The organism is Pseudoduganella ginsengisoli (assembly GCF_009720865.1).
Taxonomy (GTDB): Bacteria; Pseudomonadota; Gammaproteobacteria; order Burkholderiales; family Burkholderiaceae_D; genus Rugamonas; species Rugamonas ginsengisoli.
On record NZ_WNLA01000007.1, the window covers coordinates 22807 to 40305 of the forward strand.

Consider the following 17499-nt stretch of genomic DNA (forward strand, 5'->3'; position numbering starts at 1 on the left):
ACACCAAACGGTACGGTTTATGACGCAAGCTGCTGCATTCCCCAAACTGCTATCGTCCCAGATAGCCTTCGATATCGCGCGCACGATACGCGACGGTTTCGACAAGCATTACCGGCTGTTCCGCCAGAGCAGCCAGCAAGCCAAAGAACATTTTGAACGGGGCGCGTGGAAAATCGCACAAGAGGCGGCGCGCGAACGCATCGGCTTCTATGACAAGCGCGTGCAGGAATGCGTGCACATGCTGGAAGATGAATACGACCCGGCCGAATTGACGGACGACGTGTGGCGCGAGTGCAAGCTGCACTTCATCGGCCTGCTGTCCGGCCACAAGCAGCCGGAATTGGCGGAAACCTTCTTCAATTCCGTGTGCTGCAATATCCTGCACCGCAGCTACTTCCACAACGAATTCATATTCGTGCGGCCCATGGTATCGACCGAATACATCGACACGGAAGAACCGGCGCCCACGTACCGCATGTATTACCCCGGCGCAGACGGTTTGCGCTTTACGCTGAAGCGCATTGTCACGAACTTCCAGCTCAATGCGAAATTCGCGAACCTGGACCGCGACGTGGCGCAAGTGGAAGCGCGTTTGCGCGACTTGTTTGGCGGCGAAGAACTGGAACCGAATCACCAGATCCAGGTGTTATCGAGCCTGTTCTTCCGCAACAAGGGCGCCTACATCGTCGGCAAAGGCATCAATGGCGCGCGCGAATACCCGTTCGTCGTGCCGATCCTGCACAACCGCCATGGGGAATTGATCCTCGATACGGTGCTGTTCGACAAAGAACAAATCATCATCCTGTTTTCCTTTACGCGCGCATACTTCCAGGTCGACATGGAAGTGCCGTCCGCGTATGTGCAATTCCTGCGCACGCTGCTGCCGCGCAAACCGCGCAGCGAGATTTACACGGTGCTGGGCCTGCAAAAACAGGGTAAAACGCTGTTCTACCGCGATTACATGCAGCACCTGAAGCATTCTTCAGACTTGTTCGACGTGGCGCCCGGCATCCGCGGCCTCGTGATGCTGGTGTTTGCACTGCCGTCGTTCCCGTACGTGTTCAAGATCATCAAGGATTTCTATCCATCGCCGAAGGAAACCACGCGCGCGCAGATCAAGGAAAAATACCTGCTGGTCAAACACCACGACCGCGTCGGCCGCATGGCCGACACGCTGGAATATTCCAACGTGGCGTTTCCCCGCCACCGCATGAAAGAAGAACTGATCGCCGAGATCAGGCACTTCGCCCCGTCCTTGCTGGAAGAAGAAGGCGACCAGGTCGTCATCAGGCACCTGTACATCGAGCGCCGCATGGTGCCGCTCAATATCTGGCTGACGCACGCAGAACAGGAAGGCGATGACGCCCGCATCGAACACGGCGTGCGCGAATACGGCAACGCCATCAAGGACCTGGTGGCGGCGAATATCTTCCCTGGCGATATGCTGTACAAGAACTTCGGCGTCACGCGCCACAAGCGCGTCGTGTTTTACGACTACGATGAAATCGAATACATCACGGACTGCAACTTCCGCGATATTCCGCAGGCACGCAATGAAGAAGATGAAATGTCCGCCGAGCCGTGGTACCCAATCGGCAAGCATGACGTCTTCCCTGAACAATTCGGCCGCTTCTTGCTCGGCAACGCGAAAATCCGCAAGTACTTCCTGCAACACCATGCGGACTTGCTGACGCGCGAATTCTGGCAAACCCGCAAGGAACGCATCCTGGCGGGGGAAGTGGAAGACATCTTCCCGTACCCGCAAGACGTACGTTTTTCGTATCAGGGCTTACCTACTACCCCACCGGCGCACGTTGCGCCGACCTTACTGGAGACTACTGAAAATGAATGATCCTATTGTCATCGTTGGCGCCGCCCGTACCCCGATGGGCGCCTTCCAGGGCGACTTTTCCGGCAAGGCTGCCCATGACCTGGGCGCCGTGGCCATCGCCGCAGCCGTGGAGCGCGCTGGCGTTGCTCCAGGCAGTGTGGAGCATGTCTACTTCGGTAACTGCCTGATGGCTGGCCAGGGCCAGGCCCCTGCCCGCCAGGCGCTGCTGAAAGCCGGCCTGCCGACCACCACCGGCGCCGTGACCCTGTCGAAAATGTGCGGTTCCGCCATGCAGGCCGCCATCTTCGCTTACGACACGCTGGCTGCCGGTTCCGCCAAAGTCGTCATCGCGGGCGGCATGGAATCCATGACCAACGCACCCTACCTGATTCCAAAGGCGCGCGGCGGCTACCGCATCGGCCACGGCATGATGTTTGACCACATGATGTACGACGGCCTGGAAGATGCCTATTCGCGCAATGAAAAGACCGGCGAAGGCCGCTCGATGGGCACGTTCGCGGAAGAGTGCTCGGCGCACTACCAGTTCTCCCGCGAAGACCAGGATGCGTTTGCCATCGCGTCGGTAAAACGCGCGCAGGAAGCTACCAATGAAGGTTACTTCAAGTGGGAAATCGCACCGGTGACGGTCACGTCGCGCGCCGGCGATGTAGTGATCGACAAGGATGAAGGCCCTTCCAAAGCCAAGCCGGAAAAAATCCCGTCGCTGCGTCCGGCATTCAAGAAAGACGGCACCATCACGGCCGCATCGTCGTCGTCCATCAATGATGGCGCCGCTGCACTGGTGATGATGCGCGAATCGACCGCGAAAGAACTGGGCCTGACCCCGATCGCAAAAATCCTCGCGCACGCCACCAATGCGCAGGAACCCAACTGGTTCACCACCGCCCCGATCGGCGCCATCCAGAAGGTGTATGCAAAGACCGGCTGGACTACGCCCGACGTGGACCTGTTCGAGATCAATGAAGCGTTTGCCGCCGTGCCGATGGCCGCCATGCGCGACCTGGAAATCCCGCATGACAAGGTCAACGTCCATGGCGGCGCCTGCGCGCTGGGCCACCCGATCGGCGCGTCGGGCGCCCGCATCATGGTGACGCTGATGGGCGCGCTGAAACGCACGGGCGGCAAGCGCGGCGTGGCGGCACTGTGCATCGGCGGCGGCGAAGCCACTGCCATCGCGATTGAAATGGTGTAAGCAATGCCGTCCGCACTCATCATCGGCGCATCGCGTGGCATTGGCCACGAATTGGCGCGCCAATACCTGCGTGACGGCTGGCGCGTGATCGCCACCGCGCGCAGGCCGGACGACGTCGATGCGCTGGCCGCGATGGGGGCGGAAGCCCATGGCCTGGACGTGAACAATGTGGAAGCTGTCGCGGGCCTGGGCTGGAAACTCGATGGCGAGCAGCTGGATGTGGCCATCTTGAACGCGGGCGTATTCGGCCCACGCCACGATGGTTTCCCCATGCAGACGGACTTTGACCTGGTGATGCACACCAATGTGCTGGCCGCCATGCGGCTGTTGCCGATGATCGCCCCCTGGGTGGCGGCCGCGCGCGGCAATAACAGGGAAAAAGGCGGCAAGCTGGCCGTGCTGTCATCGCGCATGGGTTCCCTCAGCGAACGCAATCACCCCAGCGGTTCGCTGTACCGCGCCAGCAAGGCCGCGCTCAATTCCGTGCTGATCGACACGTCGCTGACGTTCGGCCCGCAAGGCGTGACGTGCGTGGCGCTGCACCCGGGCTGGGTGCGCACGGATATGGGCGGTACGGGCGCGGATATTTCCGTGGAAGAAAGCGCTGCCGGTATCCGCAAGACGCTGGCGGAATTGCCTGCATCTGCCAAAGCCACGTACCGCAATTACGATGGCACGGAGATCGGCTGGTAACGCGCCACGTACATCAACAACAACGAGACACAACATGATTCTGAGCGAACAACACCAAATGATCCGCGACGCCCTGCGCACTTTTTCGCAGGAGCGCCTGGCGCCACAAGCTGCCCGGTGGGACAAGGAACACCACTTCCCTAAAGAAGAATTGAAAGAACTGGCCACGCTGGGCGCGTTCGGCGTGGCCGTGCCGGAAGAACTGGGCGGCGCCGGCATGGATTACGTGTCGCTGGCCGTGGTGCTGGAAGAAATCGCCGCCGGCGATGGCGGCACGTCCACCATCATTTCCGTCAACAATTGCCCCGTGTGCAGCATCGCCATGATGTATGCCAACGACAAGCAAAAGCAGCAATGGCTGCGTCCCTTGGCGCAAGGCGAGATGCTGGGCGCGTTCTGCCTGACGGAACCGCATACGGGTTCCGATGCGGCTGCTTTGCGCACCACCGCCACAAGGGTGACAGACAGCGACGGCGACCATTACGTCATCAATGGCGTCAAGCAGTTCATCACCAGCGGCAAATACGCGGACGTGGCCATCGTCATGGCGGTCACGGACAAGGCAGCCGGCAAGAAAGGCATCAGCGCGTTCTGGGTGCCGACCAATACGCCGGGCTACATCGTGGCCAACCTGGAACAGAAAATGGGCCAGCATTCGTCCGACACGGCGCAAATCCTGTTCGAGAATTGCCGCATCCCTGCCGAAAACCTGATTGGCGAATTGGGCCAGGGTTACAAGATTGCGCTGTCCGGCCTGGAAGGCGGCCGCATCGGCATCGCATCGCAATCGGTGGGCATGGCCCGCTCCGCGTATGAGGCGGCGCTGAAATATGCGAAAGAGCGCGAAAGCTTTGGCCAAGCCATCTTTGACCACCAGTCCGTGCAATTCAAGCTGGCCGACATGGCCACGCAAATCGAAGCGGCACGCCAGTTGATCCTGCACGCGGCGTCGATGAAAGATGCGGGCTTGCCCTGCCTGAAGGAAGCGGCCATGGCCAAGCTGTTCGCGTCCGAAATGGCGGAGCGCGTGTGTTCGGATGCGATCCAGATCCACGGCGGCTATGGTTATGTATCCGATTTCCCGGTCGAACGCATCTACCGCGACGTGCGCGTGTGCCAGATTTACGAAGGCACCAGCGATATCCAGAAAATCCTCATCGCCCGCGCAATTTAACCAGGGGTGGCCGGGCCTTCAGGCCAGGCATCCTGATCTTAACGCAGCGCCATCTCGAACGCCACGCGGAGTGTCCGTGCTCCGCGTGTCCACGTTTGCCGCAGCGAGCTGCTATCCGCACCCTGGTAGCGCTGCATGCCATAGCGCTGCTGTGCCAGCGCATCGGCCACACTGATGCGCAGCTGGCGGCCCGCTGCGGGCGGCAGCTTGATGTCGAATTCAAGGCCGAACACGGATGCTTTGCCATCGTTGACGGTCCGTGCGGTGAACCGGTGATGGGCTGCGTCAAGTCGTCGCGTTTTCCTCCCGCTCCAGCCATTCTTCCGCTTCCTGCAAGGTAGCGGCCAGCACCGTGCGCACTTCGGCAAAATGCGCGGGCCATTCATCGCGGCGCTGTTCCGTGATGGCGTGTTCCGCCTCCAGTGTGGCGCGGATCAGGCGCTTGGCGCCCAGCACGCCGATGGCGCCCCTTAAACTGTGCAAGATGCGGGCCGCGTCCTCAGGACGGTCTTCTTTCAGCGCCAGGTCGGCGTCATCGGCCGGCTTCATGCCGGAACTGACGGCGCCCCGCACCATGCGGAACATCACGGCGCGCCCTTTCGGGTCCTTGCCCATGACTTTCATCAGGCCGGACATATTGAACAGCGGTTCCAGCTCTTGATGGGCAAGCGCCGGCGCTGGTGCGGCGGTGGGAGCAGCCAACGCAGCAGATTGCGCCACGCCTGGTGCAGGCGCGCCATTGGCCAGCAGCGCGCCGGAAGCGGATGGCAAATGGCGGCCAATCACCGCCAGCATGTCTTCCACCACCACCGGCTTGGCAATAAAGTCGCTGATGCCCGCTTCCACGCAGCGGTCCCGTTCCGATGCCAGCACGCCGGCCGTCATGGCAATCACGGGCAGCGTGAGTTTCAATTCACGGCGCAATATGGCGGTGGCGGAAAAACCGTCCAGCACCGGCATTTGCATATCCATCAGCACGACGTCATAGCGCCCCGCATCCGTGCGCAGCAAGTCCACGGCTTGCTGGCCATCACCCACCGTATCCACCGTGGCGCCCGCGTGTTCGAGGATGCCACGCGCGACAGCCTGGTTCAGCAAGTTGTCTTCCACCAGCAGGAAATGCACACCTCGCAGGCGGCCGGCAATGGCGCTTGGCTTGGCAGCGCCATCGTTGCCGCCTGCCTTGGTTTGCAGCGCCTGGTGCAAGGCGTCATACAGGCTCGATGCCGTAACCGGCTTCACCAGCACGGCATCCGGCTGCAATTGGCGGCCCGACGTGGCGGCAGCATCGATACGGTCGCGGGCAAAGGCATTGAGCATGGTCACAACCGGCAAATCCGCGGCCACGCGGCGCACTTTGCGCAGGGCATCCGGTGCATCCATACCGGGCATGTGCCAGTCGGCCAGCAACACGTTGCAGTGAGGCTGCGCCGGCAAGCGCTCCAGCGCCGCATCAAATGACGGCGCCTGTTCCACCTCCCAGCCCCATGCGCGGATCAGCTGGCACACCAGCTCACGGCTGGTGGCATTGTCGTCCGCCACCAGCACACGCTGCTTGCCCGGCCCTGGCTGCCGGACTTCTTTGGCGGCATCGGCCACCACGGCAAACGGCAACGTAAACCAGAACCGGCTGCCCTTGCCTTCCGCACTGTCGACCGCGATATCGCCCCCCATCAATTCAATCAATTTCTTCGTGATGGCCAGCCCCAGGCCCGTGCCGCCAAAGCGGCGCGTAATGCTTTCATCGCCCTGCGTGAATGCATTGAACAATTGCGCCTGCTGCGCTTCACTGATGCCGATGCCGGTATCGGCGACTTCAAAGCGCAGCATGGCCGTAGCGCCGTCACGCGATGCCAGCGCAACGCGCACCACCACTTCGCCCTGCTCCGTGAATTTGATGGCGTTGCCGGCCAGGTTGACGAGGATTTGCTGCAGGCGCAGCGCATCGCCATGCAACTGGCGCGGCACGTCGGGCGCGACGGCAATCGCCAGTTCCAGTTCTTTTTCACCCGCATTCATTGTCATCGTCGTGGCCAGGCTGTTGACCGTATCATCCAGGTCGAAGTCCACCGGCGCCAGTTCCATGCGGCGCGCTTCGATCTTGGAAAAGTCCAGCACATCGTTGAGGATGGCCAGCAAAGTCTGGCCCGAAGCCTGCACCATGTTCAGGTATTTGCGCTGCTGCGCCGTCAATGGCGTATTGCCCAGCAAATGCGCCATACCCAAGACGGCATTCATCGGCGTGCGGATTTCATGGCTCATGTTCGCCACGAAATCGCTCTTGGCGCGGTTGGCCGCTTCCGCACGGTCGCGCGATTGCTCCAGTTCCGCCGCACGGGCTTCCGACTCCTGGCGCAAACGCTCGCGTTGCGTGATGTCGGTAATGACAGCCAGTACCTTTAGGCCGTCCGCCGTGCTGATGGCAGACAAACTGATGTCGGCCGGGAATCGGCTGCCATCTTTGCGCAAGCCTTGCAGCGTGCGCCCGCTGCCCATGCGCACCGGTTCCGGCGACAGCCGCGTCGATGCAAAGCCTTGCCGCAATTGCTGGTGCGCGTCGCGCTGGTCCGGCGGAATCAGCATTTCCACCGGCCGGCCCAGGATATCGTCGCGTGCATAGCCAAAGCAGCGCTCCGCTTCCCGGTTGAACGTTTCAATGCGCCCGTCCGCGTCCGTCACCACGATGGCGTTCGGCGCCAGGTCGATCATGTCGTGCAAACGGCGGTCGGCCGCCTCGCGCTGGCGCATCAAGCTGTTGAATGCCTGCGTGACTTCGCCGATTTCATCGTTGGCCGACACGGCAATCGGCGTGAACGTGTCCTGGCGCCGGCCCGCCTGCATGCGCTGGATAGCATCCTGCAATCGCGCCAGAGGCGCCATCAGCCGCGTGGTCAGCCAGCCGATCAGCGCTGCCGCCGCCAGCGAAGCCAATATGCCCCAAGTCGCCACACGCGACCGCATGCCTTCGAACGGTTCAAATGCCTCTTCCACCGGCAGCGATGCGGCCAGCACCCAGTCGACGGATTTCAACGCCTTGAAACTGCTAAAGGCGTGTATGCCGTTGCTGCCCGTGCCGATGGCCGTGCCTTCAAAGCCTTCATTCAATGCACGGGTGGTGGCGGAATCCGCATTGGGCGGGCGTGGTTTCAGCATGCGCTCCAGGTCTGGGTGCAGCACGTACAGCGGCGCATCGGAGCGGGTCACGGCAAAGTAATAGCCGGTGCGGCCCACTTTCGCATTGCGCAGGTGGCCCAGCACATTTTCCTTGTACAGCCGCAGCACGCCGACCAGCACGGCTTGCACTTCGCCTTTGTTGTCCAGCACGGGCGCCGCCATTTGCACAATGGGCTGCTTGCCGGACTTTCCAATCACGGGTTCTGCAATCAATGGCTGGTGCGTGGCCAGCACTTTCTTGAAGAAGGCACGGTCGCCCGCATTGATTTGCGTGCGGCCCGCCACTTCCGGCAAGTCCGCAATGATCTGGCCCTTGGGGTCCAGCACGAGGATATCGTCGAACAGTGACAGGACGGCCCGGTCGGCGTAATAGGCGCGCAGCGCGGCAGGGTCGCGGACAAGGGACGGCGGCTGCATCTTGGCGGACATCGCAATGATGCCAAGCAGCATGTTCAATTTGTCGTCCAGCTCTTCTGCGGTGCGATTGATCAGCGCGGTCTGCTGGGCAAACAATACGCGCGTGAAATCCTGTTCCAGCTTGCGCATCTGCATCGCAGTCACCAAGCCCACGACAACGACGGACGTGATGCTGGTGGCTAAAGCAACTTTGACTTTGATGCCGAGCGGTTTCATGTCGTCCTTGGCTGGGGAATGCTGGGAATTTTCCTACCTAAGCCTGCCGGTGGCAAGGATACCATGGCAAAAGGAAAGGGTTTCCTACAACATGCCCAGCAGAGCCAGGGACAGGGCGCGTCGCAGCACCCACGTGCCTTACAGATTTCCCGCGTTTAAGTTCATTTCCCGCTGTTCCGGCCACTGCCAGCGCCCTTCCAGCCGCCAGTCGCGCTTGTCGCTTTCCACCAATACTTGCCAGCGGCTGCGCTCCAGCATGGGCAGCGGGGCGTCAAATGCGCCATCCGCGGCGGGATGCACTTGCAGCACCACGTCCTTCGATGGCTGCGTCGCATGCACCAGGTGCACGACGACGGTTTCCGGCATCACGCTGTGGCCATCGATTTTGCCCGTCAAGACGCCGCGCGCCGCGTCATAGCGCAGCGCCGCCACCATGCCCATTTCCGACGCCGCACGGTCGCGCCGCAAGTCCTGGTTGATGGCCTTGCCCTGCTTGTAGTAGTCGCCCACCACCAGTGCATCAGGCCGGGAAAAGGCCAGCCATCCCGTATAGGAACCGGCCAGCAGCACAATGAAGGGGCCCAGCATCAACAGCCAGGGCCACCGTTGATTCCACCAGGGCGTGTTATCCATGATCATTCCTCCTTCGTCACTTTCACCGCTTAGCGGCGCGGCACGATAAAGACTGCTTGTTCCTGGACATGCAAGGCCGGGTCATCCAGCGCCGTCAGTGCAATGTCGATATGGTTCGAGCCTTTTTGCCCCCGGTCCGCTTCCACCCGCAAGCGCAGCGGCACAGCCAGGGTTTCCGTGGCGCCGACCGACACCACGTCAGCCGTCACCGGCGCCAGCGTGTCGAGGCCGGACACCGTGATGCGGTAGCGGTGCGGCTGTTCCGTTGTATTCATGATTTGCAGCCGGTACACGTTTTCAATCGCCCCATCTTCCACTTCGCGGCCCATCGCGCCCCGGTCGCGCAGCACGTCCAGTTTCAGCGGCGTGCGCATCCACAGTGCAGCGCCAAAGGCTGCGATGATCAGCCACAGGATCGCGCTGTAAATCAGGATGCGGGGCCGCAGCACTTTCTTCCACGACGCCACCTTGCCGCTGCCGGTCGCGTAGTGGATCAGGCCACGGGGACGGCCAATCTTGTCCATCACGCCGTCGCATGCATCGATACACACGGCGCAACTGATGCATTCATATTGCAAGCCCTTGCGGATATCAATCCCCGCCGGACATACTTGCACGCACATCGAACAATCGATGCACGAACCGCCTTCCTTGCCCATCGGAACACGCGGTTCGCCGCGCTGCGCGTCATACGTGACGATCAAGGTATCGCGGTCAAACATCGAGCTCTGGAAGCGCGCATAAGGGCACATGTAGCGGCACACCTGTTCGCGCAGCCAGCCGGCATTGCCATACGTGGCAAAGCTGTAAAACAAGACCCAGAACCATTCCCATGGACCGAACTGCAATTGACTCAACATCCGGATCGGCGTGAAGTAGCCGACAAACGTAAAGCCCGTCCACAAGCCGACCAGGCCCCACGACAAGTGCTTGCCGCCGCGGCGCCATGCCTTGTCCAGCGTGAGGCCCTGCTTGTCGAGGCGCAGGCGCGCGCTGCGCGGGCCTTCCCAGCGGCGTTCCAGCCACAGGAAGATTTCCGTATAAACGGTTTGCGGGCACGCGAAACCGCACCATGCACGCCCTGCCACGGCGGTCACGAGGAACAGGCTGTAGGCGCAAATGATCAGCAGGACAGCCAGGTAAATGAAGTCCTGCGGCCACAGCACGAGGCCAAAGATGTAAAACTTGCGGGCAGCCAGGTCGAACAACAGGGCCTGGCGGCCATTCCACTGCAGCCATGGGGCTGCGTAGAAGGCAATTTGCGTCAGCCACACACACAGCCAGCGCAGCCGTGTGAAGTGGCCTTGCGTTTCGCGCGGGTGGATCGCCTCCCGCGCCGCATACATTTTAATGACTCGTTCCGGCGCGTTCATCGCTATTTACCACCGCCGCCGTTGCCGGCTGAGTTTCCGCCTTGTTCGCTGGCGTATTTGACAGGCTCCATACATACGCTGCCAGCACATGCACCTTGCCTTCACCGAGGAAGTCGGCAAACGCCGGCATCGTGCTGTTGCGGCCTTTGGTGATGGTTTCCTTGATGGTTTCCAGGCCGCCGCCATGCAGCCAGACCTTGTCCGTCAGGTTGGGCGCACCGATAGCCTGGTTACCCGTGCCGGCAGCCGTGTGGCACGCCATGCAGGCTGCAAACTTGGCCTTGCCGAAGACTGCCTTGATCGGATCGGCAGCGCCATCGGACAGGCTGACCACGTAGTGCGCGACGTTTTCCACATCCTTGTCGGAACCCAGCGCCCCGCCCATCGGCGGCATCACGCCATTACGGCCATGCATGATGGTGGTCTTGATCACGTCCGGTGCACCGCCATACAGCCAGTCCTTGTCCGTCAGGTTGGGGAAGCCCTTGCTGCCGCGCGCATCGGAACCGTGGCACTGTGCGCAATAGGTGAGGAACAGGCGTTCACCGATCGCATGGGCTTTCGGATCGGCCGCCACCGTCTGGATATCCTGCTTCAGGTAGCCGTCAAACAGCGGGCCGTAGTTTTTTGTGGCCTGATCCAGCTCGGCCTGGTACTGGCCGGACGATTTCCATCCCAGCTTACCGGCATAGGCGCCCAGGCCCGGATACAGGAACAGGTAAGCGAGCCCGAACACGATGGTGATGTAGAACAGCCACATCCACCAGCGCGGCATCGGCGTGTTCAATTCCGTCAAGTCTTCGTCCCACACGTGGCCGGTGGTTCCGATGGGATTGTCCTTGCCCGCCTTGATCTTGTGCATCGACTGCGAATACAGCAGCACAGCGCAGCCGATCACACCCAGCATGGTGAGGACGACAATGTACAGGTTCCAGAATTCGCTGGTGAAGTCGGACATGATCAATCCTCCCCGTCAGCAAAAGGCAGTTGCGCGGCTTGCGCGAATTGGGGCTGGTTACTGCGGGCCCAGGCCCACAGCACGATGCCCATGAAGGTGACGAACGAAACCACCGTCATCACGCTGGCGGCACGGTCAAATATTAAGTGCAGGTCCATGTTAATTTCTCGCTCAGTTGCGTGCTCAGTTGCGTGCTCAGTTGCGTGTTTTGATGGCAGTACCTAACCCTTGCAGGTACGCGATCAGCGCGTCTTCTTCCGTCTTGCCTTCCAGTTCCATCGGTGCGGCGGCAATTTCAGCATCCGTGTACGGATCGCCGAGGCGCTGCAGCGCGCGCAGGCGGGGCACGATGTCGGCCGGCTTCAGCGCCGTGGCGGACAGCCATGGATAGCCAGGCATGTTCGATTCCGGCACCACGTCGCGCGGGTTGGTCAGGTGCGTGCGGTGCCACTCGTCGGAGTAGCGGCCGCCCACGCGGGCCAGGTCCGGGCCGGTGCGCTTGGAACCCCACTGGAACGGACGGTCGTACACGAACTCACCGGCCACCGAATAGTGGCCATAGCGTTCCGTCTCGGCGCGGAACGGGCGGATCATTTGCGAGTGGCAGCCATAGCAGCCTTCACGTACATACACATCGCGTCCCGCCAGGCGCAGCGGGCTGTATGGCTTGATACCCGCCACCGGTTCCGTGGTGGAGTGCTGGAAGAACAGCGGGATGATTTCCACCGCGCCGCCCACCGAGACCACCAGCGTGACCAGCACGATCAGCAGCCAGGGGTTCTTCTCGATCCATTCATGGGAAAATTTCATGTCGTTCTCCTGGCCTTAGGCGGCCTTCAGTTCTGGGATGCGGGCTTCAGGCGTTTTCTGGCCGCGCAGGGTCATCCACGTGTTGTAAGCCATCACGCACATGCCGCTCAGGTACAGCGTGCCGCCTAGGAAGCGCACCACGTAGTACGGATAGGTTGCCTTCACGCCTTCGACGAAGGTGTACGTCAGCGTGCCGTCCGGGTTCACCGCGCGCCACATCAAGCCTTGCATCACACCGGCAATCCACATGGCGGCGATGTACAGCACGATGCCGATGGTGGCCACCCAGAAGTGCACGTCGACCAGCTGCATGCTCCACATTTCCTTGCGACCCGCCAGGCGTGGCAGCAGGTAGTAAATCGAACCCATGGTGATGAAGCCCACCCAGCCCAGTGCGCCGCCGTGAACGTGGGCGATACCCCAGTCCGTGTAGTGCGACAGTGCATTGACCGTCTTGATCGACATCATCGGACCTTCGAACGTGGCCATGCCGTAGAACGACAGCGACACGATCATGAATTTCAGGATCGGATCGGTGCGCAGCTTGTGCCATGCGCCCGACAGCGTCATCATGCCGTTGATCATGCCGCCCCACGATGGCGCCAGCAGGATCAGCGAGAACACCATGCCCAGCGACTGCGTCCAGTCAGGCAGCGCCGTGTAGTGCAAGTGGTGCGGACCAGCCCACATGTAGGTGAAGATCAGCGCCCAGAAGTGCACGATCGACAGGCGGTACGAATACACGGGGCGGTTGGCCTGCTTGGGAATGAAGTAGTACACCATGCCCAGGTAGCCGGCCGTCAGGATGAAGCCCACGGCATTGTGGCCATACCACCACTGGATCATCGCGTCTTGCACGCCGGTGTACATCGAGTACGATTTCCACAGCGTGGCCGGCATGCTCATGCCGTTCACCACGTGCAGCAAGGTCACGGCGAGAATGAAGCCGCCGAAGAACCAGTTGGCGACATAGATGTGCTGGACGCGGCGCTTGATAATGGTGCCGAAATACGTGATGGCATAGGCAACCCACACGACAGCGATCAGCAACGTGATGGGCCATTCCAGTTCAGCGTATTCCTTGCCGCGCGTGAGGCCGGCCGGCAGCGTGAATACGGCGCTGATAATGACGGCTTGCCAGCCCCAGAACGTGAACGAAGCCAGCTTGTCCGAGAACAGCCGGACCTGGCAAGTGCGCTGTACCACGTAGTATGACGTGGCGAACAATCCAGAAACGCCGAACGCAAAGATGACGGCGTTGGTATGCAAAGGCCGCAGGCGGCCATAGGTCAGCCAGGGAATGTCGAAATTCAGTGCTGGCCATGCCAGCTGGGCGGCAATGACAACGCCGACCAGCATGCCGACCACGCCCCACAAGACAGTCGCGATGGCGAACTGCTTGACGACCCGGTAGTTGTAGTTTTCCACTTTGGTGTTCTCCCGTAGAACGCTTTAATGATGTGAATCAAAGGTTACGGGGGTGGGCACTAAAAAACTTTGACGTGGATCAAAATTGCCCGACTCGGTTTTAGATAGGGATTGAATTAATGCGTCGTGTCGTCATCTTGCAGGACGCGCAAGCCTGGGCCAACCAGGTCATCGAATTGCCCGCTGTCCGATGCCTTGAAAAACAGCCACAGTGCGCCAAACACCAGCACCACGCTGAGGGGAATCAGTAAATACAAGGCTTCCATGGCTATGCCTTTCGCAATCTCAATGCATTGATGACCACCACGGCGGAACTGAGCGCCATGCCCACGCCGGACAGCCACGGATTCAGCCAGCCCAAGGCCGCGGCAGGAATGGCCGTCGCGTTGTACAGCATGGCCCACGCAAGGTTTTGCCGGATCACGCCCATGGCGCGGCCGGCGCAGTGTGCGCTGTCCGCCACTGCATGCAGTTGTCCATTCAACAGCACAGCGTCCGCGTGCGCTTGCGCCAGCGCCGCGCCGCTGCCCATGGCAAACGACACGTCGGCGCTGCGGAGCACTGCCGCATCGTTGATGCCGTCGCCCACCATGGCCACGACCGCGCCGCCCCGCTGCAGTTGCCGCACGTAGTCGACTTTTTGCTGCGGCAGGCAATCGCCCTGCACCATCGTGATGCCCAGCTGGTTCGCCACTTGCCGCGCCAGCCGGTCGCGGTCGCCGCTCAACAGCACCACTTGCTTGCCTTGTTTGAGGAAGTCGTCGACCGTGCGCTGTGCATCGGCGCGCAACGCATCGCAGATGTAAAAACATGCGAGCCACGCGCCATTCGTGCCCAGGTACACAGTGGTCAGGCCGCCGCCGCACCTCTCCGGCACAGCGCCGTCGTCCGGCTCGCCCATATCGTTGCCGGCAATGGCGGCAACAAAGGCCGCATTGCCAAGCCGGTAACGCTGCCCGCAGACAAAACCTTCCAGCCCCTGGCCCGGCATTTCACGCACATCCATGGCAGTCCAGCGTGCAGCAATGCGGCTTTCTGCCGCCGCGCTGATGGCGCGCGCAATCGGGTGCGCGCTGTTGGCTTCCAGCGCCGCGGCAATGTGCAACGCTGCGCGGTTATCCGGACCGGCGCCCGGGCCCATGCGGCTCACGTGGCGTACGGCAGGCTTGCCTTCGGTCAGCGTGCCGGTTTTATCGAAGACGATATGGGTGGCGCGGTGCAAGGTTTCCAGCACGTGGGGCTGCACCACGAGGATGCCTTGCGCCAGCAGCCGGTCCGTGGCGGCAGCCAGTGCCGATGGCGTGGCCAGCGACAGCGCGCACGGGCACGACACGACCAGCACGGCAATGGCCACCGGCCACGCGCGGCCCGGATCGGCCCAGTGCCACCACAGCCACGCACCCGCCGCCAGCAACAGCAGCGCGGCCACGAAAATCGATGCGACGCGGTCCGCCCACATGGCCATGGCAGGCTTGCTGCTGCCGGCTTTTTCCACCAGTTTCAGCAACCCGGCCAGCGTGCTGTCGCCGGCAGCGCGCGTCACGCGCAACAGCACGGCATTGCCCGCATTGATGGCGCCGCCCGGCACCGTGGCGCCAGCCGCCATTGCTTGCGGCGCGCTTTCGCCCGTCAACAGCGACAAGTCTGCCGACGTCGATCCTTCGATGATGTCGCCGTCCGCGGCAAACGCTTCGCCCGGCTTCACGGCAATCACGTCGCCGGCTTTCAGCGCGGCCGCATCGACCACGGTGGCAATGCGCGCCGTGGGCCAGCCGGCCAGCAGCGATGCCGATGCAGGCAAGCCATGTTGCATGCGCTCCAGCGCGGATGCCGCCTTGCGCCGCGCCGCCAGTTCCAGCCAGCGGCTGCACAGCAGCAGGAAAATAAACATGGTGACGGAGTCGTAATACACGTCGCCCTGGCCGCGCCACGTGGCAATTACGCTGGCGCCAAAGGCTGCCGCGATGCCCAGCGCTACCGGCACGTCCATGCCCAGTGCGCGGGCGCGCAGGCTGGACCACGCGCCACGGAAGAAAGGCGTGGCGGAATAGCAAATCGCGGGCAGGGTCAGCAACAGGCTGGCCCACTGCATCAGCGCCGCCATGCCGTCATCCAAAGTGCCCCGGTTGACGGCATCGTCGGCCAGATAGGCAGGCGCCACGTACATCATCACTTGCATCATCGACAGCCCGGCAACAAACAAGCGGCGGCCCAGGGCTTTGCTGGATTGCTGCAACTGGCGGCTATGGCGGGCCGCATCGTATGGCCACGCCGGATAGCCAATGGCATGCAATGCGCGCAGCACATCTGCCGCCTCGCAGCCATCCTTGCGCCACCGCACGCGCAAGCGGCCCGTGGCGATATTCATTTCCGCCTGTACGACGCCAGGCATTTGCAGCAGGCGGTGTTCAATCAGCCATACGCAGGCGGCGCAGCGAATGCCGTCGACCAGCAGCACGGCTTCGCAATCCGTGGCGTCCAGCGCAAAGCGGGGATCGTCATTGCGGTACAAAGCCAATTCCGCCGGCAGCGCATCGGCGCCGGACGCGGTGGCGGCATAGCCGTCGCGCGTGGCATACCACGACGACTGGCCCGCATCAACGATGGCTTGCGCAACGGCCGCGCAGCCGGGGCAGCACATCTGGCGCGGCGCGCCATCGATGGCCACGGTCCACTGCGCGTTTGGAGCGGCAGGCAAGCCGCAGTGGAAGCAGCAGGGGTCTTGCTGCGGTACGGCACTGGGCGCCGCAGCCAATACAGCGTTCATCGTCCACCTCCAATGCACAGCACATCTGCCCAGCCATGCAGTCCCGGCGCGCCGGGAATATCCAGTCCAGCCACACGCAATAAACCCAGCACGCCGAATGCCATCACCACAACGCCGCATGCGATGCGCACGGCACGCTGCTGCAGGAAGCGGCGCAATGCCATGCCCGCCATGCCGGCGGCAAACAGCAAGGGCGCCGTACCCAGGCCGAACGCCAGCATGATGCGGGCGCCATTCATGCCATCGCCACTCAGCATGGCCGTCACCAGCATGCTGTACACGAGGCCGCAGGGCAGCCAGCCCCACAGCGCACCAGCGGCCAGTGCTTTGGCGGCAGTATCCATCGGCAGCAAAGGCGCCAGCAGTGGCTGGACGTGCCGCCACACGTGCTGGCCGGCCCGTTCGGCATGCGCCAATCCATGCCACGCATTCATCAGGTACAGGCCCGCCGCCAGCAGCATCAAATTGGCCAGCGCCAGCGCTGCTTTTTGCAGCGGCGCGGCGGCCGCCAACCCCAGCACGCCTTCCGATAAACCGCCTGCAATGGCGCCCGCCACCACATAGCTGGCGATGCGGCCGGCGTTGAAGGTGGCGATGCGCAGCAAGCGGGGCAAAACTACGATGGGTGAAACGGCTGCCGCCGCGGCTGCGCCACGCGCGTGGAATACCACGGGCGCCGCGCCATCATTGGCTGTTGGCCGCGCTGCCGCCGCGCCCCCCAGCATGGCGGCGATCCCGCCGCACATCCCCACGCAATGAACGCTTGCGGCCAGGCCGGCGGCAAAGAAGGGCAGCAAGTTCATGGCGCGGGC

General features: G+C 62.3%; 15 protein-coding genes. 4 read left to right on the plus strand and 11 right to left on the minus strand.

The annotated features are described in order from the left end of the window. Positions 1-19 precede the first annotated feature (19 nt). The 4 genes from aceK to GM668_RS12655 are packed head-to-tail and all read left to right on the plus strand — an operon-like array spanning position 20 to position 4911. Entirely contained in the window at positions 20-1852 is a 1833-nt protein-coding gene (gene aceK / locus GM668_RS12640; protein ID WP_155439326.1) for a bifunctional isocitrate dehydrogenase kinase/phosphatase, read from the plus strand. Next, a complete protein-coding gene (locus GM668_RS12645) occupies positions 1845-3044 on the plus strand; it encodes an acetyl-CoA C-acyltransferase (RefSeq protein ID WP_155439327.1) in 1200 nt (399 codons plus the stop codon). Before aceK ends, GM668_RS12645 begins: the two co-directional genes overlap by 8 nt. A 3-nt stretch (positions 3045-3047) precedes the next feature. Further along, the gene (locus GM668_RS12650; protein WP_155439328.1) at positions 3048-3737 is read left to right on the plus strand and encodes an SDR family oxidoreductase; all 690 of its coding nucleotides are present in this window, start codon (positions 3048-3050) and stop codon (positions 3735-3737) included. A 34-nt stretch (positions 3738-3771) separates the two neighbouring features. Beyond that, a complete protein-coding gene (locus GM668_RS12655) occupies positions 3772-4911 on the plus strand; it encodes an acyl-CoA dehydrogenase family protein (protein WP_155439329.1) in 1140 nt (379 codons plus the stop codon). A gap of 38 nt (positions 4912-4949) precedes the next feature. Here the strand turns inward: GM668_RS12655 and GM668_RS12660 are convergent, their stop codons facing one another. The 11 genes from GM668_RS12660 to GM668_RS12710 all read right to left on the minus strand — a co-directional run bounded on the left by GM668_RS12660 (position 4950) and on the right by GM668_RS12710 (position 17490). Then, positions 4950-5144: a hypothetical protein gene (locus GM668_RS12660; protein WP_155439330.1), complete on the minus strand. Its 195-nt coding sequence runs from the start codon at positions 5142-5144 to the stop codon at positions 4950-4952. A 52-nt stretch (positions 5145-5196) separates the two neighbouring features. Continuing rightward, positions 5197-8718, minus strand: a complete 3522-nt coding sequence (locus tag GM668_RS12665; RefSeq protein WP_155439331.1) for a response regulator — start codon at positions 8716-8718, stop codon at positions 5197-5199. 138 nt (positions 8719-8856) lie between these two features. Then, complete coding sequence (locus GM668_RS12670) at positions 8857-9351, minus strand: FixH family protein (RefSeq protein WP_229499255.1); 495 nt, start codon at positions 9349-9351, stop codon at positions 8857-8859. 29 nt (positions 9352-9380) lie between these two features. Further along, a complete protein-coding gene (gene ccoG, locus GM668_RS12675) occupies positions 9381-10724 on the minus strand; it encodes a cytochrome c oxidase accessory protein CcoG (protein WP_155439333.1) in 1344 nt (447 codons plus the stop codon). After that, entirely contained in the window at positions 10699-11682 is a 984-nt protein-coding gene (gene ccoP / locus GM668_RS12680; protein WP_155439334.1) for a cytochrome-c oxidase, cbb3-type subunit III, read from the minus strand. The genes ccoG and ccoP overlap by 26 nt, the downstream gene beginning before the upstream one ends. A 2-nt stretch (positions 11683-11684) precedes the next feature. After that, positions 11685-11840 carry a cbb3-type cytochrome oxidase subunit 3 gene (locus GM668_RS12685; protein WP_155439335.1) on the minus strand — a complete coding sequence of 52 codons (156 nt, stop codon included), beginning with the start codon at positions 11838-11840 and terminating at the stop codon, positions 11685-11687. A gap of 37 nt (positions 11841-11877) precedes the next feature. After that, positions 11878-12492: a cytochrome-c oxidase, cbb3-type subunit II gene (gene ccoO, locus GM668_RS12690; RefSeq protein ID WP_155439336.1), complete on the minus strand. Its 615-nt coding sequence runs from the start codon at positions 12490-12492 to the stop codon at positions 11878-11880. Between the two features lie 15 nt (positions 12493-12507). Continuing rightward, complete coding sequence (ccoN, locus tag GM668_RS12695) at positions 12508-13920, minus strand: cytochrome-c oxidase, cbb3-type subunit I (RefSeq protein ID WP_170305619.1); 1413 nt, start codon at positions 13918-13920, stop codon at positions 12508-12510. 116 nt (positions 13921-14036) lie between these two features. Then, positions 14037-14186: a cbb3-type cytochrome oxidase assembly protein CcoS gene (gene ccoS / locus GM668_RS12700; protein ID WP_155439337.1), complete on the minus strand. Its 150-nt coding sequence runs from the start codon at positions 14184-14186 to the stop codon at positions 14037-14039. Positions 14187-14188: 2 nt separating this feature from the next. Further along, positions 14189-16687 carry a heavy metal translocating P-type ATPase gene (locus tag GM668_RS12705; RefSeq protein WP_155439338.1) on the minus strand — a complete coding sequence of 833 codons (2499 nt, stop codon included), beginning with the start codon at positions 16685-16687 and terminating at the stop codon, positions 14189-14191. Next, positions 16684-17490, minus strand: a complete 807-nt coding sequence (locus tag GM668_RS12710; RefSeq protein ID WP_155439339.1) for a sulfite exporter TauE/SafE family protein — start codon at positions 17488-17490, stop codon at positions 16684-16686. The genes GM668_RS12705 and GM668_RS12710 overlap by 4 nt, the downstream gene beginning before the upstream one ends. Positions 17491-17499 lie beyond the last annotated feature (9 nt).

Bases quoted from the DNA above. Each gene is read 5' to 3' on its own strand.
- aceK (WP_155439326.1), top strand. From the start codon at position 20: ATGACGCAAGCTGCTGCATTCCCCAAACTGCTATCGTCCCAGATAGCC.
- GM668_RS12645 (WP_155439327.1), top strand. From the start codon at position 1,845: ATGAATGATCCTATTGTCATCGTTGGCGCCGCCCGTACCCCGATGGGC.
- GM668_RS12650 (WP_155439328.1), top strand. From the start codon at position 3,048: ATGCCGTCCGCACTCATCATCGGCGCATCGCGTGGCATTGGCCACGAA.
- GM668_RS12655 (WP_155439329.1), top strand. From the start codon at position 3,772: ATGATTCTGAGCGAACAACACCAAATGATCCGCGACGCCCTGCGCACT.
- GM668_RS12665 (WP_155439331.1), bottom strand. From the start codon at position 8,718: ATGAAACCGCTCGGCATCAAAGTCAAAGTTGCTTTAGCCACCAGCATC.
- GM668_RS12670 (WP_229499255.1), bottom strand. From the start codon at position 9,351: ATGGATAACACGCCCTGGTGGAATCAACGGTGGCCCTGGCTGTTGATG.
- ccoG (WP_155439333.1), bottom strand. From the start codon at position 10,724: ATGAACGCGCCGGAACGAGTCATTAAAATGTATGCGGCGCGGGAGGCG.
- ccoP (WP_155439334.1), bottom strand. From the start codon at position 11,682: ATGTCCGACTTCACCAGCGAATTCTGGAACCTGTACATTGTCGTCCTC.
- GM668_RS12685 (WP_155439335.1), bottom strand. From the start codon at position 11,840: ATGGACCTGCACTTAATATTTGACCGTGCCGCCAGCGTGATGACGGTG.
- ccoO (WP_155439336.1), bottom strand. From the start codon at position 12,492: ATGAAATTTTCCCATGAATGGATCGAGAAGAACCCCTGGCTGCTGATC.
- ccoS (WP_155439337.1), bottom strand. From the start codon at position 14,186: ATGGAAGCCTTGTATTTACTGATTCCCCTCAGCGTGGTGCTGGTGTTT.
- GM668_RS12705 (WP_155439338.1), bottom strand. From the start codon at position 16,687: ATGAACGCTGTATTGGCTGCGGCGCCCAGTGCCGTACCGCAGCAAGAC.
- GM668_RS12710 (WP_155439339.1), bottom strand. From the start codon at position 17,490: ATGAACTTGCTGCCCTTCTTTGCCGCCGGCCTGGCCGCAAGCGTTCAT.